Here is a 16,289-nt window from a genome sequence, read left to right as displayed (position 1 = left end):
ATTTATTTTCTTTAGATTATAAGATCTTTTCCAAATTTTTCTCTAGATCATTACATAATTTAAACACCATCACTCGTTCACCTGTCCGGGAGCTTAAATCAGTATGAAAACTTTTCACTTTTTCTCCGGTTATTTTTAAGATAATATCCTTAAGGCCTTCTATACCTGATTCGACTAACTCCGAACGAGTTTGTTTGATAGATAACATACCCTCTTTTGATCCACAAACTACATATTCGGCCGGTGTTAAAATCCCTTTTAAATTGACGATGATCATGTCCCGCAGTATATCAGTCTTAACAGATACAGACCCCCGCCCAAGATAATCCTTCTCCCATTTAGTAATGGACTTACTGATCTCTGATTCAATAGAACCCTTCGACTTTTTCATATCTAATACATCTCCTGAGCAAAAAAATTGGCATATTCTATTTGTGATTTCGTCTCATTAATATTCTCTTACAACATATCCTTCATATACACCTTCAATATCCAAATCAGTTTTACCGTTTCTTGTGACCACTATCATTTTGGATAACATATTTTCTTCCATCATAGAGTGGACATGCAAAAATCGAACATTTCCTGAATGGGTTTCCTCAACTTCTTCATAAGATTTAAGATGATAAAAATCAATTGCTTTTCTAATTAGTTTTTTCATACATTCCATATTTTCACGATCAAACGAGTTCATTTCCTCTATTGTTTTCGTGACAAAATCAGTTAAATTAGCGCTCATACAATCTCCTTAGAACTGCTTTCTCCATATATAGGTGCGTTTAGAAGTTGAACCTGTATTTCATCGTGACAAGCAATGATCAGGTAAGGCTTGACCTGTTTTAACATCAGGAACCTCCGCGATTGAGGGTTTTCCATCCTTATGATGAACGAATAAACCTCTAACTTTAACATATGACGGCACTAGGGGATGATGTCGAATCATATCAACACTTTTTTCAATGGTGTCACTGCTATTTTCATTTAGCCATTCATCGACCGTACCACCTAAAAATTCAGGCTTGCAATTTTGAAAGAGATAATCCAATGTTTGTATTTTATCTTTCATTGTTTCAAGTTGAGTTAGTCCATTACCTGCGGAAGTCTTCTTGTCTTTTGTTCCTACTACAAAAATCTCCTCAACATTTTCCTGGTAAATCGCAAAAATAACAGACCTCATGATTTCTCCATAAGGATGTGAAATACTGGCACCATAGCTTTGTATAGTCAACATATTCTCTGCAGAAGTGTTAGTCGCTTCTTGTAAAATAGGCTCCAAACCGTTTTCAATATCCGTCAAAAACAATACTTTTTTATTTTGGATTACATTCATACAGCACACCTCTTCCCTATGTTTATCATTTTTATTTTGAATAACAAATCCATTTGATAAATGCTTACATTCATCATTACCAGCTTTCCCAACATCCTTCTGGATCAATATTAGCCAGTCGGACCCATCCATTTTGAACTTTTTGCAGAAATGCTGAGTCATGATTTAATAACCGTTCTACATATTCTCTAGGTGCTTGGATGAGTATCAATAAACGAAGAGGAGAATGATAGGCCTCGTGATCTGATTCCATGACGGATTGCCAAGGCAGTCCGGCTAACAAGTCGCTTGCATTCCCCTGCATAACGCCGAGACCTGAAGTAACGGTTTGAGTTGCTTTATTTCCGCTGCCATAATAATGAGGTGCTACCGTTGATGCGTAATATTGTAAATTAATCCATTGGGCTACAGTTCCAGGTCCTGCAATAATATTTGCTAGGAGTTCACCGCTTTCATCCTGCTTCCAATCATAATTATGGAGAAAGGCTCTGCCTTCCAAATCACAATCCTGAGTTAGTTCACGTTTACCGATAATAAAAACGGCATTACGAGCCAGTCCCCATTCCGGACGTATCTCACTCCAATCTTCCGCAAATCGGTCTGCCTCAGCCTTCGGATTTTTTAGCTTCGATTGGAAATTCGGTAATTGGGCCAGACGTTCTGCGTTTACATGATGTCTCACTTTCGGCATAACAGCTTCAATTTGTTCAAATGCTTCTTGTGCAGCTTCGGAAAGCTCTGGTACATAAAGCCAATGTAATTCATCCACCGTTGTATTATGTTCAGCTGCCGCAAAAACCGTATCCTCAGGGATTTTAATTCCTTCAGCTAAAAGAGTTTCTCGTACCTCTGAAAGATTACATAAAGCAGCTAAAACTCTTGCATTGAATCCACCAGCCGCTCCACCGCAGGCACCACAATCAAGGGCTGCAGAATAAGGATTATTAGTACTTTGACTGCCATGCCCGCAAATCACGACCAAGGGTGCGATGTTTTCTGTTAACCCCATCATTTTTAATGCTTGGCGAGCATAGTTCACTTTTTCTTCATCAGTAAAACCCACAGGTATTTCTGCCTCTGTAGTATCATGATGAAGCGAGAGTTTTGTATCAGGTTTGCGCAGCCAAGCCTCACGGAGATTACGAATGAAACGACCCGCCTTTCTTGGCACAAAGCTACGGGCTGCCATTTGCAGAGTAAGCCAAGGTCCGCTTAGCTCAGGCAGTAGTAAGCTCGAAAGCGCATTCTGCTTCATCGTTTTAAAGGTATGGCTTAAAGAATAAATTGCTTGCTTCCGTTGATTGTATTTTTTGAATACATCCTCATCTGCGAACTCTTTTATTTTATTTTGCGGTTTTTGTATGATCGGCAAGGAAGCATGACTGTGTTTACTGCCAAGTTCACAAGTTGCAATCGGCACCCCGAAGAAACCAGCAATACCAATCGTTTCAAACGGGCCTTCTTTTTCTAGTTGACGACGAAAAGGTTCTGATCGTACATCGATGCAGAATGCTAATTGAGCTAATGCAGATTTTTTACCGCCGGTTTCACGTTGTTTCGAGATGATCTTCTGGCTTAATCGATCAGTGTACGTTTGCTCCCAAGCTTCTAACCAAAGTTTCTTGCGAAGTTTCTCATCAAAGCTGTAGGCAAATGATAAATATTCGTTTTGTTCAACGGCCGTCATCTGTGACCATTCTTCTAATATAAGCCCACCCCAATGAATCCAAGCTGCTATAAGGGGAGCAATTGAAATTTTTTTCTTAGATCGTTCATTAGTCAAAGATAAGTATGGCTTTATAAGAGCCCACTCCATGGATATTCGAACCGCTAAATATTCTGTTAGGAGTGCATGTTCGTGGCTCGATTGCTGGGAGCGCCAAAGCATCATCCCTGCCCATCCAGGTAATGAAAGTAAATGACCTTCAAGATAAGTCTGGATTTCTGACTCTGGGATTTCTAGTGCGAATAAAGCTTTCTGTAAAGCCAAATGTGCCTCTTTCGGCCAACCCTTTACCCTTTCTCGCTGCTTTTTGCTAAGTGCTGGATCATATTGAATGAGATGCTGCCAAGCACGATAGAAACCTTCCTCACGATTAGGCATTGTCCAGCCTGCTTGAGAGTCATCAAGATATAATTTACTCCACTTAATGACATGATGATCTAATATATTGACTAGCCTTTCACCATCTTGATTCTCTATATGCGAACTTAGTGGCTGCATAAACACATTCTCGATATGATCCAATCCACTACATTCACTTACTAATTTCTCCAGCTTATGTGATGATAAAAGGTCGGAAGGCAGAGGATCTAACTTTAATGCAGCATGACAAAATCGCTCTGCCACGTCCCGTGGGATGTGATAGGAATGTGAATCAAGCCAACGCTGCAGCCCCATTTCCACAAAATCTTCATCAATCTCACCTTTATTCTTTGCTGAACGGATCATAGACGCACTAGGGTATATATCAACATCACGAGTGTTTTTCAACCAACTTGCAACCTGATCAAAAGATTGGTTTTCAAGTCCCATCCACGGATTACGTGCAGCAAATGTAGAAATAGGCCAAAGTGGCGCAATCACTCGGCTGGCAGATGTAATGAATACGTTAAGATCCCTTTCTTGAACATCAATATCTGTATCTATCTTTTTTACATTATCTTTCGTTAATACGGATGTAATGCCCATCTCAGATTAGCTCCTTATGAAATATATTGTTTAAGGTAGTCTGGGTGACTCTCTACTGACTTTGGTTTTGCTTCACCTAATCGGACTAACCAAAGATAGAGTACCGCGAAAAAAACGGAAGAACGATGACGAGCAACCCACGTACCTAAAGCACTGCCAAAGAGTAAGAGACATACGACAATCATGACAGCTGACATTGGAGGTTGAACACTTTGAAAAATGGTTGTATGCAGCCACTTATAGAAAAGGTTATGAATAATAAAATATACGAGGGCTGCTCCTCCTAAAACAGTTAAGCCGGCAATTCGGCCAATTCGGCCCTCTCCAAAAGCGACAAGCTGAGTCCAAGAAACGGACAATGACCACCCTAAGATCAGCGCACTAATGAATTGATATCCCTCTCCAGGAGCAGCGAGCCAAAAAGCAACGCCTATTACTAAGGATAAAATCCGACCAGCCATGACCCATAAATAGGATGTTCTTTCATTAGTGCGAGCCGATACTTCATGACGCCCTACTGCTGAACCAGCTCGTAGAAACAACGTAGCTTTGAATAAACCATGTAAAATAAGATGAATAATGGCTGCTATATAGGCGCCTAATGCACACTGAATGAGCATAAACCCCATTTGTCCAATCGTGGAGCCTACTAACTGGCGTTTATAATCAACCTGGACTAAACTAATTCCAGTTCCAATCATTACAGAAATGCCAGCAAGCAGAAGTAAGATAATCGAAGCGATACCACCATGAAATAGAGGTGAAAATCGAGTTAGTATTATTCCTCCAGCATTTACTAAACCTGCATGCATAATTGCAGAAACAGGGGTTGGAGCAACAATAGACTCAACCAACCATCTTTGGAATGGCCATTGAGCTGCAGGAATGATCACCGCCAGTACAATCAATAGCTGAATCCCTGTTCTCTCCCATTCTCCCAGCCCAGCTAAACTTTCATTTGTTACAACCAATGATAACTGCCATTGACCTGTGGCATGAAAAAGCCACATCATCGCAAAAAACAAAGAAAACCAACTTAACAAAAATAAGCGGCCAGAAACCTTGGCTGCTTCACTAGCCACTTGCCAAGCACTGTTTAACCTAATAAGTAAGGTTAAACCAACAAGAGTTGCTCCCCAAAATAGAAGCATCAAGCGGAGATCGCCACTTAACCATGTCATTGAAGCAGCACCTGTTGTGAAAGTAAAAAGCGTAAAATATTTTCGATAAGATCGATCCCCCATTAAGTAACGTACAGAAAAACGCTGAATGATGAATCCAATTGCAAGAACAAAGAAAGTCATTAAACAAGCTAAGGAATCTAAGTGCCAAGGGCCAACATTTCCGCTCACACCACTATCGGCAAGAATCAGTAAGGAAACCAAAAGTGGTAAAGCCAAGATCCCAATATGAATGCGAACAAAACTCAAGGGTACTCGCGGATGTAAAAACAATAGTCCACTAATCCCAGAAGCCATAAGCATAATAAAAAATAATGTTAATAATGATGACAAACTCAGCGAAACTAACATTCTAAATTCTCCCTTTTTTAAAACTCATTATTGGTCAAAAGATCTTTCAATCAGATCATATTTGTCTATTATTTATTTCAATTTTTATTTATCTCTATTTTTTTCCAACAAAAAAGCCGACAACTTCAAAATTTCAATGATTATGTTAGATCATTGAATCCTGAAAATTGTCGGCTTCACTTCAACTAACTTCAGCGAAGTTTTTTGAAGAGCTACCTTATTATTGGTCTTTACTTTATGCTATGTTTTCATTTCCTTTAATATAGTCCTGATTATCAAATAAATCGACTCATGTTCTCTTCCTTTTTTATTAGGATACTTTTTCATCCTATCAATATTTAAAATTAAATATGAAAAGAATGCTAAAGGCCTACATATTTTAAAAGGAAAAATAAACATCTGCATCGATTATTAAGTTACGTATAAGATATGCTAAATTTTAAAAGTTGTCAAGTTTATCAGTAAACTGGTCTTTACTTTCCTCTAAAAGAATCCAACCCATTATAGATGATTCACTTTCAATGAGGAACATCCATTTCAGATGAAGCTCGCTTTTCCAGATCGAGGAGCAGTGTCTTCATTTCGAATCCGCCCCGATAGCCAGTTAATGAGCCATTCTTCCCTATTACACGATGGCACGGTACAGTAATTAATACCGGATTAGCCCCAATAGCCGCACCTACAGCACGAACAGCTGCTGGTTTATTTATTTCATTTGCAATGTCGGAATAGGATTTCGTCTGTCCATAAGGAATTTCACAAAGTGCATTCCAGACTGCTAGCTGAAATTGCGTACCGGCGTACTCAACTGGAACAGTAAAGTTTTTCCGCTTTCCTTCTAGATATTGAGTGATTTCAACGGCATAGGGTTCAAGCTTATCATCATCTTCAACAAGAAGACTTCCCGGAAAGCGTTTCCTAGCCCATTCGAACAATTCCTCGATTGGTTTGTTCTGTGAACCTACAAACACAAGCCCCTTTAAAGTTGAAGCAATATAAAAATTCCAATCCTTGAACATTAGTAAAGACCAATAAAGGGTTGGTTTATTTGTTTCCATTGTACGTTTCCTCCATTTTACTCATTTGACGAAATTGTGCTGGTGTCTGTCCAGTTTTCTTTTTAAATAAAGTAATAAAATAAGGCGCGTTAGCTATACCCACACATATAGCGATATCTCCAATCGATTTATTTGTCTGAATCAAATACTTTTTAGCCGCGTGTACTCTAACTTGTTGTATATACTCAACCAGGGTAATGCCTTTAATCTTTTTAAATGTTCGATGCATATGATACGGACTCCCATGACAAATATCTGCTAACGATTCTAGCGTTAATTTTTCTGTGAAATTTTTATCAATGTATTCAGTAATTAGATCAACCCACTCGCTATCAGGCATTTTTTCATTAGTAGGCTTGCAACGTTTACAAGGTCGAAAATTTGCGCGGAGAGCTTGTTTGGAAAAATGCATACATTTTCTTTTTTCGGAACGCGAGATTTACAGGATGGTTTACAGAATATCCCTGTCGATTTTACAGCGTAGAAAAATTGATTATTGTACGCTGCATCATTATTTATAATGGCTTGCCACTTTTCATCTGTTATCATTTCTGCATCATTCGAAATTCTATGATCATGGCTCTCTTTATATCCGTTATTGATACTATCCGGCATTTATCTCATCTCTCCTTACATGGCTCATCTAATTCATTTTGAATTGAATCCCAATTTAAATTTTTGACACGCTTTTTTTATATCTTGGGCCATTTTTATCTACTCCCGTTTAGCATTCTTGATAACTACACTATAACCTCATAAATAGAAAAAAATAAGGTGGTTAGAATGTAATAGCAAGATAACAAAATGAGTAAAGATGATTATGTGATAAACTAAATTTCAACCAGCGTGAGTTTTCTTATAATTATTTAAGATAAGGAGAATGAAAAAGTGGCATGGCATGAAGTCAATGATGTTATCGTCATTACATTACCTGAAATATTCGACATGAATGCTAACCTAGGCTATCTAACCAGGGATAAAAATGAATGCATGTATGAAATAGAGAACAATATCATTACAAAAGTTATGGCCATTGGGGAAATTCAGTCCTTAGTGCAGGTAAGCGTAATCAATAATAAACAAATGGTTGTTCAATTCCTAAATGAATCTAGACCTGTTGAGCAGTGGAAACGGGAAGAGATTGTAAAATATATTCATGAATGGTTTGATCTTGATAACGATTTAACACCATTTTATGAAATGGCGAAAGCAGATCCATTACTTAAAATGCCTGCCCGAAAATTTTATGGGTTGCGAGTGATCGGCATTCCCGATTTATTTGAAGCTTTATATTGGGGAGTTTTAGGGCAACAAATTAACTTAGCCTTCGCGTACTCCTTAAAGAAGCAATTTGTAGAAGCATTTGGCGATTCTATTGAATGGAATGGTAAAAAGTATTGGGTGTTCCCACCGTATGAGCGAATTGCACGGTTAACCCCTACCGATCTGGCAGATATTAAAATGACAGTAAAAAAAAGTGAATATATCATTGGAATAGCCAGGTTAATGGCAAGTGGAAAATTATCGAAGGAAAAATTAATGAAAATGAACTTTAAAGATGCTGAAAAAAACTTAATTAAAATACGAGGAATCGGTCCTTGGACAGCCAATTATGTTCTAATGCGCTGCCTTAGGTTCCCGACAGCTTTTCCGATCGATGATGTGGGTCTAATTCGTTCGATAAAAATATTACGTAATATGAATCGAACGCCTACGAAAGATGAAATCTTAGAAATATCGGTTCCATGGAAAACATGGGAGTCATACGCTACCTTTTATTTATGGCGTGTCCTTTACTGAATCATTTCAACTTAAACCGGAATGTACTCAATAAAAAAAGAATGAGCTTTAAAACCTAATCCCACAAGTACATTGTAAGTGCGACTTCTAGAATTCTTTGCCTTTATTAATTGACATTAAAAAAAACACGTTATCATTCCAATAGGCTCTCCGGTTTTCGGATTTCTAGCATGCTTTATTCCAACTGCTATCAAAAGCGTATCATAATGAGGAACTGCTCTCTAATATCTGTATTAACATCAGAAAACTCAGTTAGGCAAAAGCAGTTTCTCTCCAAGTTTTAATGCCTTTTAACCTCGTTAACCGACCTAATGAGGAAACATCTTAAATCTATAGCCATGGCCGATCGATAGTCGGATCCTGTACCATCAACTTCTTTAATCCATTTTTCCACTGTAGACGTTCTTTCTCTTTTGGACATAAAAACACCCCTTTAGATAATCTTATCCAAAGGGGTTAAACATTTATTACTCCACAGTAACACTCTTCGCAAGGTTACGCGGTTTATCAACATCACAGCCGCGATGCAGTGCAGCATAGTAAGCGATCAGCTGCAATGGAACAACAGATACCAACGGAGCAAGCGCTGGGTTTACTTCAGGCAGTACGAATCTGTCATCCGCATCGTCTAGGCCTTTCAGTGAGATGATGCATGTGTTGGCTCCGCGAGCGGCAACTTCTTTGACGTTTCCGCGGATGCTTAGGTTTACGTGCTCTTGAGTTGCCAGTGCGAATACTGGTGTTCCTTGTTCGATCAAGGCAATCGTTCCGTGCTTCAGCTCACCGCCGGCAAAGCCTTCTGCCTGGATGTAAGAAATCTCTTTCAGCTTCAGTGCGCCTTCGACACATACGAAGTAGTCAAGGCCGCGTCCGATGAAGAAAGCGTTTCTGGATACAGTCAGGTATTCACGGGCGATCATTTCCATTTCGTCTTTCTGGTCGCATAGAGCTTCCATTGCGTTTGCAGCGATACCGAGTTCTTTGACGAGGTCAAATCCGATATCAATGCCGTTTTTGTCAGCAGCCACAGAAGCAAGAACCGCAAGAACTGCAATTTGTGCAGTGTATGCTTTCGTTGACGCAACAGCGATCTCAGGGCCTGCATGAAGCAGCAATGTATAGTCAGCTTCACGAGAAAGCGTTGATCCAGGTACGTTTGTGATTGTCAGGGCTTTGTGTCCGAGTGCTTTGACTTGAACGAGAACCGCGCGGCTGTCTGCTGTTTCTCCGCTTTGAGAAAGGAAAATGAAGAGCGGTTTCTTAGACAGAAGCGGCATGTTGTAGGAGAATTCACTCGCTACATGCACTTCAACCGGCACGTTTGCCCACATTTCAATATATTGTTTACCGACAAGTCCTGCATGGTAGCTTGTTCCGCAGCCAATGATATAGATGCGGTCCGCTTCCGCTACAGCGGCAGCGATATCACCAGGCACAGACAGCTTGCCGTTTTCATCTTGATACGTTTGGATGATTTTGCGCATAACAACAGGCTGCTCATCCGTTTCTTTCAACATGTAGTGAGGGTACGTGCCTTTTTCGATATCACTGGCATCAAGCTCAGCAATATAAGACGCACGTGTAATCACGTCACCATCAAGGTTTTTGATGACAACTTGGTCATCAGTGACGATAACCATTTCTTTATCCATCAGCTCAACATATTCGTTGGTTACTTGAAGCATCGCCATTGCATCAGAGGCTACGACGTTGAATGTATTTCCAAGACCTACTAATAGAGGGCTTTTGTTTTTCGCTACAAAAATCGTTTCTCTGTTGTCGTTATCGAATAAAGCAATTGCATAAGAGCCTTTTAACAGTGTAAGTGTTTTACGGAACGCTTCTTCTGTCTCAAGTCCTCCATTGACGAATTGCTCGATTACTTGAACGACTACTTCTGTATCGGTGTCACTTTTGAGCTCTACATCTTGCAAATACTCTTGCTTCAGCTGAACATAGTTCTCGATCACGCCGTTATGAACAAGTGTAAAGCGGCCCAGTGCGCTTTGATGCGGGTGAGCGTTCAGATAGCTTGGTTCGCCGTGTGTAGCCCAGCGAGTATGCCCAATTCCGGCTTTCGCCTCTACATTGGCATCCACAACTTCACGAAGATCTGCAATGCGTCCTTTTTCTTTGAACACATGGATTCCCTGTTCGTTGGCAACAGCAATACCAGCAGAGTCATAACCGCGATACTCAAGCTTCTCTAACCCTTTTAATAAAATTTCCTTCGCATCAAGCTGACCGATATAACCTACGATTCCACACATATTTTTCTTCCTCCTAAGATTGTAAAAGGAGACGAAGAAAGTCAAATTTCAAGGGGACTTTCAATCGTCCCCTCCTACATGTTTTTGGAAGATCATGTGATTTCTCTTTGTTCAAGGAGTCACCCCCTTGGTTTGAAGAAATCCTTACGGCTGTGATCTGCACACTCAGCCGGGAGGCATCCGCCGAAAATTCGATAACCTCCATCCTCGTCAACTAAGCCTTTTTCCGGGCGCTTAGTTCGGGCGCTATAATTATAGGTAAAGCAATAATCCCGTCTTCTTTTCCTATTGAGAAAATAAGAACAAGACAAGCTTGATTTTACAACATGTGGCATAAACGGTCAATTGTTTTTTAAACAACTTTGCCGTATGTCTCACAATTATCTTATGTAATCCTCGCTTGTCTTGTTCACTCTCTGATAATAGACTTCGTTACTCTAATCCCATTTCTGACCGGACGACTTCAACAATGCGATTGACATACTCATCGCACAGCTCTTTCGTCTTCGCTTCAGCCATGACACGGACGAGCGGTTCAGTTCCTGAAGGGCGCACCAAAATCCGGCCGTCGCCGTTCATTTCTTTTTCAACTTCAGAAATAACTGCTTTTACTTTTTCATTTTCTTCAACTTTATATTTATCAGTCACTCTCACATTGACTAACAGCTGCGGGAACTTCTGCATTTCAGCTGCAAGCTCTGACAGCGGCTTGCCTGTTGCTTTCAAAGTGTTCATCAGCATAATAGCAGACAATAAACCGTCCCCTGTCGTGTTGTAATCAAGGAAAATAAGATGTCCTGACTGCTCTCCGCCGACGTTGTAGCCGTCTTTTTTCATTGCTTCTACTACGTAGCGGTCGCCGACAGCTGTCTGTACGCTTTTGATGCCTTCTTTTTCGAGCGCCTTATAGAAGCCGAGGTTGCTCATCACGGTTGAAACCAAAGTATCATCCTTTAAACGGCCCTCTGATTTCAGATGTTTTGAGCATATGTACATGATTTGGTCGCCGTCTACAATATTTCCTTTTTCATCGACAGCAATCAGGCGGTCGCCGTCACCGTCGAACGCAAGACCGAGATCCGCGTTTTTCTCTTTGACAAACGCGCTGAGCGCTTCGGGATGAGTCGAACCAACGCCGTCATTAATGTTTAATCCGTTCGGGGAAGTCCCCATTGTAGAAACATCTGCATCTAAATCAGCAAACAGGTGTGTCGCCAAGGATGATGTTGCGCCATGGGCACAGTCCAATGCCACATGAATGCCTGTGAAATCTTCATCAGCTGTCTGTTTTAAGAATTGCAGATATTTTTGTCCGCCTTCAAAATAATCGTTTACAAGTCCAAGGTCTGCTCCGACAGGTCTTGGCAGCTTATCTTCAGGTTCGTCCATCAGGCGCTCAATTTCAGCCTCTTGTTCATCAGAAAGCTTAAATCCATCTCCCCCAAAGAATTTGATGCCGTTATCCTGCACTGGGTTATGAGAAGCGGAAATCATGACGCCCGCCTCTGCATCCATCGCTTTTGTCAAATAAGATACACCTGGTGTAGAAATGACACCCAGGCGCATGACTTCTGCGCCAATGGATAAAAGTCCGGCGACAAGGGCTCCCTCCAGCATATGGCCGGAGATGCGTGTATCGCGGCCTATCAGCACTTTTGGACGTTGTTTGTCTTTTGTCAGCACATAACCGCCGAAACGTCCGACTTTAAAGGCCAGCTCAGGTGTAAGCTCACTATTGGCGACACCTCTTACACCGTCTGTTCCAAAATACTTGCCCATTTTATAATCGCTCCTTTTTTATTCCGATGAGGATTGTGAATTCGCAGTGGATTCATCCTCATCCTGATCTTGGTTTTGATCTTTATTTTCGTCTTGGTTTTGATCGTTGTTGTTTTTATCAGTGTTCTTTGTATCTTCTTGCTGATTGTTCTTTTGATCATTTGTTTGTTTATCTGTGTCATCCTGGTTCCCTGATGTATTGCTGCTGTTATCATTCGTTGATGTATTGCTTTTCTTAGACGTCAGCTTGATTTTGGCGTTTTTCCGCCCCAAGGACCAGGTTACATTCTGTGGCCCGTTCACTTCAAGCTTCACGCTATGCTCCCCGTCCTCTAAATCTGAAACATTCACATACAATTCAATATCTGATTTTTTCAGTTTTTTTATATTCGCGGGAGAGCCTTTAGCCGTTACGTCTATCGCTTGTGATTCAGGATCAAGATATTCAATGTTTTGTGAGCTGCTCAGCCCTACAGTCTTGATAGGGACATTCTCGAACTTCTGATCCGCTTCACTATCGACTTCTATATGCAAAGTCACCTTTGACGGTGAGATTTTTTTGACACCGTCAGGAAGCGGAATATCTGCCTCGATATCGGAATCCTTGTTAATTTTACTTAAATCTAGGCTGACGCCGTCAATAAATTCAAGAGAATCCAACACATCCTGTGAGCCGTAAACCGTTACCTCACTGGGGCTGGATTCAATATTCGCTATGCTGACACCGTCAGGAAGGCTTCCTGTCCGTTCAATTTTAAAGGGCACTTTTTTACTCGGGCTTGTCACCGGAACGGTAATCTTGATGACCGAGGGCTCCACGTCGACAGGAAGCGCGTTTCCGTCTTTATCATAGACAGTCACTTTCGCTTCCTTTTCAATCGTTTCATCTGCGTTTTCCAAATTCACTGAAGCTTTTACAAGAGAAATATTATCGATGACATTTTTCGATCCGGTAATCTGCACATTTTTCGGACTGACAATCGGCTGCTCCGGAGAATAGCCTTTTTTCATCTTGCTTTTATTGTAGTACTCCACTTCTACGGGAAAACTTTTGGTCGTCCGTTCCTGAATGGTCACTGTCGTAACAGACGGATTAATTGAGATTGTCAGCCCATCCGACACGTTTTTGGCCTTAAGCTCAACCTTATGTGTGCCGGTTTTCAAATGTTCCATATCAGCATATATTTCAAAGTTTTTGGTCTGCCGAGCCTTTTTCACGGCGCTTGTCGAGCCTTTTATCGTGACATTAACTGTTTGCGGAACACCCGTCACGACGTAATTTTCATCATCATAATACGCTTTAACCGGAATATCAGTCAGAGTTGCTTCATCAGTTGTTGATGTCGGAAAGAAAGATTCACCCGGTTTTTTCGGAGTCGGTGCTTGGTTGCTGTTAACCGCCACATAAAGCAAGAGCGCGAAAAGCAGAGCAATGATTTTCACAGCCCAGCGGTTGTTTAAGAATTTATCCATTTTTCTTGCCCCTCCAATACCAGCGGTTAGAAGAAGTGTCTCTGGTGTTTTTCTTAAACTCGGCTTCAAGCATTTCTTTCAGCGCTTCTTCCGTAAGCTCTCTGTGAAGGTCGCCGTTCTTTGCCACACTGACGCCGCCGGTCTCTTCAGACACAATAATCGTCAAACTGTCTGTTACTTCACTGATACCGACAGCCGCTCTGTGCCGCGTGCCCAGTTCTTTTGAAATAAACGGGCTCTCAGAAAGCGGCAGATAACAGGCGGCTGCGGCAATTTCATTATTTTTCATAATCACCGCACCGTCATGAAGCGGGGTGTTTGGAATAAAAATATTGATCAGCAGCTCAGAGCTGACTTTGGCATTCAGTGGTATGCCGGTCTCAATATAATCCCCCATTCCAGTATCCCGCTCAATGGTCAGCAGGGCGCCTATACGGCGTTTCGCCATATAATTGATCGCTTTTGTAATGGCCTCAATCGTTTTCTGCTGCGCTTCTTCAACAGGCGTGCCGCTCCTCGAAAAAAAGCGGCCGCGGCCTAGCTGTTCAAGCGCTCTTCTCAGCTCAGGCTGAAAAATAATAATAATTGCTAAAAATCCCCATGTTATCGCTTGGTCCATCAGCCATTGAAGTGTGCTGAGGCCCAAATATTGGCTGGCCATACGAACAAGCACGATGACTACAATTCCTTTTAACAGCTGAACCGCTTTCGTGCCGCGTATCACCATAATCAATTTATATATCACATACCAAACAAGGAGAATATCAACGGCATTGCCGAGGTACTGCAAAAAAGGGATATCCTCAAAAGCCATTTCCTCGTCCTCCAAGATTTCAGTCATTTCGTATTTTGTGTTTTACGTGTTACGCATATGTACTTTACATAGCGAGCCCATTATACCACATTTCGATTTAGCAAGTGAAATGTGCCAGCCCTCTCAGCCCGCAAAAAAAGAGCAAAGCGGCTAACGCGCTTTACTCTTCTCCGTTCGGATTGAATGCATCGAGTACACTTTTCCCCGCAGACTTCATCTTGTACCATGTCCAGTCGAATAATTGATTGATTTCTTCAATCTGACCGGTGACTTGTCCAGCAGAGGCCATATACTTTTCGCCGTTTACGACGGTTACATCCCCGTCTATTTTGCCTTTAATAATCAGCTTGCCGTTTTTGACAGTGACATCACCTTTGACCGTCTCACCTTCTGGCACGGTCACAGTATGGTTATGAACCACAAGATTCGGCTGCTTGGACACGCTGAAATTGTGGTCATTATGCCAGCTGTTAAAAAAACCCCCGCCCATCAAAATGATGAATACCGCAGCAGCTGCGATAACGGGATGGGTTCTGAACCATCTTTTTACAGAAGCTCTTTTCTTCTCCTTAGGCAATTTTGCCATGACATTAGCGGTAAAATCCGCGGGGGCTTCGACATGCGATGTGCTCCGTACAAGCGCTATGGATTTCTCCATCTCGTAAAAATGCTTTCTGCATTTCTCGCATGTCTCCAGATGTTCATTTAATACGTGTTCATCTTTTGGAAGGATATCTCCATCAAGATGCATATGCATAAGCTGCACAATTTGTTCAGGACAGCTCATTTCATCACCCCACTTAAAGATCCCTTAATTGTTTTCTAAGAGCCTCTCTGCCTCTGTGAATCCGCGTTTTCACAGTCCCCACAGGAATGTTTAGAATCTCTCCGATTTCAATTAATGAGAGTTCGTCAATATACTTTAATACGATGACTGTTCTGTATTTGTCAGGAAGCTTTAAAATTTTCTGCTGTATCGTGTTTGAGAGCTCCAGCGACACAACTGCATCTTCAGGCAAAACACCATCTGCGGCGATTTGAGAATACATGGTCAAGCCTTCCGTACCAGCCACCTCTGCATCGAGGTAATAATCCGGCTTCTTTTTGCGAATGCGGTCAATGGTCAAATTGGTCGCGATTCGATAAAGCCAAGTTGAAAATTTCCGGTTAATATCAAAACTGTCGATATTAACGTACGCTCTGATGAAAGCTTCCTGTGCAATATCCTCCGCCTCATGCACATTGCCAAGCATACGGTAGCAAAGCTGATAAATTTTATCTTTGTAAATATCTACGATGTCCGCAAATGCATTCTGGTCGCCTTTTTTGACTTGTTTAATTCTTTTTTTAATCATCATTTCCATATTTATCTAACCTCTGCCTTCACCGGTCTGTATGTATACGAGCTTCGTTTCAAAAGGTTTCAATTTTTTTATAAAATAAGTTTATCAAATTTTTGGCAGGGTGTAGATGGTAATTCGTGAATAAACTACCTTAACATATTTTTAAAATTATTATACAGACTGAACAGTTAGAAGTTG

14 protein-coding genes and 1 pseudogene are annotated in these 16,289 nt (G+C 41.1%); 1 reads left to right on the top strand and 14 read right to left on the bottom strand.

The window, feature by feature from the left end; all coding sequences use genetic code 11:
• Positions 1–16: 16 nt before the first annotated feature.
• The 7 genes and pseudogenes from NSQ09_RS07060 to adaA all read right to left on the bottom strand — a co-directional run bounded on the left by NSQ09_RS07060 (position 17) and on the right by adaA (position 7,227).
• Positions 17–391 carry a DUF2294 domain-containing protein gene (locus NSQ09_RS07060; RefSeq protein WP_017694955.1) on the bottom strand — a complete coding sequence of 125 codons (375 nt, stop codon included), beginning with the start codon at positions 389–391 and terminating at the stop codon, positions 17–19.
• Positions 392–448: 57 nt separating this feature from the next.
• A complete protein-coding gene (locus tag NSQ09_RS07055; protein WP_014475635.1) occupies positions 449–739 on the bottom strand; it encodes a DUF6407 family protein in 291 nt (96 codons plus the stop codon).
• A 60-nt stretch (positions 740–799) separates the two neighbouring features.
• Positions 800–1,330, bottom strand: coding sequence for a carbonic anhydrase (locus NSQ09_RS07050; RefSeq protein ID WP_144458992.1), 531 nt, complete (start codon positions 1,328–1,330; stop codon positions 800–802).
• 76 nt (positions 1,331–1,406) lie between these two features.
• Positions 1,407–4,022, bottom strand: coding sequence for a DUF2309 domain-containing protein (locus NSQ09_RS07045; protein ID WP_341030738.1), 2,616 nt, complete (start codon positions 4,020–4,022; stop codon positions 1,407–1,409).
• Between the two features lie 14 nt (positions 4,023–4,036).
• Positions 4,037–5,554 (bottom strand): NADH dehydrogenase subunit 5, encoded by a 1,518-nt coding sequence (locus NSQ09_RS07040; protein ID WP_341030736.1) that lies wholly within the window; start codon positions 5,552–5,554, stop codon positions 4,037–4,039.
• A gap of 518 nt (positions 5,555–6,072) precedes the next feature.
• Entirely contained in the window at positions 6,073–6,612 is a 540-nt protein-coding gene (gene adaB, locus NSQ09_RS07035) for a methylated-DNA--[protein]-cysteine S-methyltransferase (protein WP_041352200.1), read from the bottom strand.
• Positions 6,599–7,227, bottom strand: a pseudogene (gene adaA, locus NSQ09_RS07030) (bifunctional transcriptional activator/DNA repair enzyme AdaA). Before adaA ends, adaB begins: the two are co-directional and overlap by 14 nt.
• 273 nt (positions 7,228–7,500) lie before the next feature.
• On the opposite strand from adaA, the gene alkA reads away from it, so the two are divergent.
• A complete protein-coding gene (gene alkA / locus NSQ09_RS07025) occupies positions 7,501–8,412 on the top strand; it encodes a DNA-3-methyladenine glycosidase II (RefSeq protein WP_041352198.1) in 912 nt (303 codons plus the stop codon).
• Positions 8,413–8,692: 280 nt separating this feature from the next.
• Here the strand turns inward: alkA and NSQ09_RS07020 are convergent, their stop codons facing one another.
• The 7 genes from NSQ09_RS07020 to sigW form a co-directional block, all read right to left on the bottom strand.
• Positions 8,693–8,833 carry a hypothetical protein gene (locus NSQ09_RS07020; protein ID WP_141556142.1) on the bottom strand — a complete coding sequence of 47 codons (141 nt, stop codon included), beginning with the start codon at positions 8,831–8,833 and terminating at the stop codon, positions 8,693–8,695.
• A 46-nt stretch (positions 8,834–8,879) separates the two neighbouring features.
• Positions 8,880–10,682, bottom strand: coding sequence for a glutamine--fructose-6-phosphate transaminase (isomerizing) (gene glmS, locus NSQ09_RS07015; RefSeq protein WP_041339973.1), 1,803 nt, complete (start codon positions 10,680–10,682; stop codon positions 8,880–8,882).
• Positions 10,683–11,114: 432 nt separating this feature from the next.
• Positions 11,115–12,461, bottom strand: a complete 1,347-nt coding sequence (glmM, locus tag NSQ09_RS07010) for a phosphoglucosamine mutase (protein WP_014478651.1) — start codon at positions 12,459–12,461, stop codon at positions 11,115–11,117.
• An 18-nt stretch (positions 12,462–12,479) separates the two neighbouring features.
• Entirely contained in the window at positions 12,480–13,934 is a 1,455-nt protein-coding gene (gene cdaR, locus NSQ09_RS07005; RefSeq protein WP_144458985.1) for a CdaA regulatory protein CdaR, read from the bottom strand.
• Positions 13,927–14,748, bottom strand: a complete 822-nt coding sequence (cdaA, locus tag NSQ09_RS07000; RefSeq protein ID WP_003223651.1) for a diadenylate cyclase CdaA — start codon at positions 14,746–14,748, stop codon at positions 13,927–13,929. Before cdaA ends, cdaR begins: the two co-directional genes overlap by 8 nt.
• Positions 14,749–14,908: 160 nt before the next feature.
• Positions 14,909–15,535, bottom strand: coding sequence for an anti-sigma-W factor RsiW (rsiW, locus tag NSQ09_RS06995; RefSeq protein ID WP_003234951.1), 627 nt, complete (start codon positions 15,533–15,535; stop codon positions 14,909–14,911).
• Between the two features lie 13 nt (positions 15,536–15,548).
• A complete protein-coding gene (gene sigW / locus NSQ09_RS06990; protein WP_014478649.1) occupies positions 15,549–16,112 on the bottom strand; it encodes an RNA polymerase sigma factor SigW in 564 nt (187 codons plus the stop codon).
• Positions 16,113–16,289 lie beyond the last annotated feature (177 nt).

This window comes from Bacillus sp. FSL W8-1202 (genome assembly GCF_038006165.1).
Taxonomy (GTDB): Bacteria; Bacillota; Bacilli; order Bacillales; family Bacillaceae; genus Bacillus; species Bacillus subtilis.
Note: the sequence above shows the minus strand (reverse complement) of the source record. Positions and strands in the feature narration are given on the sequence as shown.

Excerpts from the sequence above, each read along its gene's own strand:
- sigW (WP_014478649.1), bottom strand. The coding sequence starts at position 16,112 with ATGGAAATGATGATTAAAAAAAGAATTAAACAAGTCAAAAAAGGCGAC.
- NSQ09_RS07020 (WP_141556142.1), bottom strand. The coding sequence starts at position 8,833 with ATGTCCAAAAGAGAAAGAACGTCTACAGTGGAAAAATGGATTAAAGAA.
- NSQ09_RS07060 (WP_017694955.1), bottom strand. The coding sequence starts at position 391 with ATGAAAAAGTCGAAGGGTTCTATTGAATCAGAGATCAGTAAGTCCATT.
- NSQ09_RS07050 (WP_144458992.1), bottom strand. The coding sequence starts at position 1,330 with ATGAATGTAATCCAAAATAAAAAAGTATTGTTTTTGACGGATATTGAA.
- NSQ09_RS07040 (WP_341030736.1), bottom strand. The coding sequence starts at position 5,554 with ATGTTAGTTTCGCTGAGTTTGTCATCATTATTAACATTATTTTTTATT.
- rsiW (WP_003234951.1), bottom strand. The coding sequence starts at position 15,535 with ATGAGCTGTCCTGAACAAATTGTGCAGCTTATGCATATGCATCTTGAT.
- NSQ09_RS07055 (WP_014475635.1), bottom strand. The coding sequence starts at position 739 with ATGAGCGCTAATTTAACTGATTTTGTCACGAAAACAATAGAGGAAATG.
- glmM (WP_014478651.1), bottom strand. The coding sequence starts at position 12,461 with ATGGGCAAGTATTTTGGAACAGACGGTGTAAGAGGTGTCGCCAATAGT.
- glmS (WP_041339973.1), bottom strand. The coding sequence starts at position 10,682 with ATGTGTGGAATCGTAGGTTATATCGGTCAGCTTGATGCGAAGGAAATT.
- cdaR (WP_144458985.1), bottom strand. The coding sequence starts at position 13,934 with ATGGATAAATTCTTAAACAACCGCTGGGCTGTGAAAATCATTGCTCTG.
- NSQ09_RS07045 (WP_341030738.1), bottom strand. The coding sequence starts at position 4,022 with ATGGGCATTACATCCGTATTAACGAAAGATAATGTAAAAAAGATAGAT.
- cdaA (WP_003223651.1), bottom strand. The coding sequence starts at position 14,748 with ATGGCTTTTGAGGATATCCCTTTTTTGCAGTACCTCGGCAATGCCGTT.
- adaB (WP_041352200.1), bottom strand. The coding sequence starts at position 6,612 with ATGGAAACAAATAAACCAACCCTTTATTGGTCTTTACTAATGTTCAAG.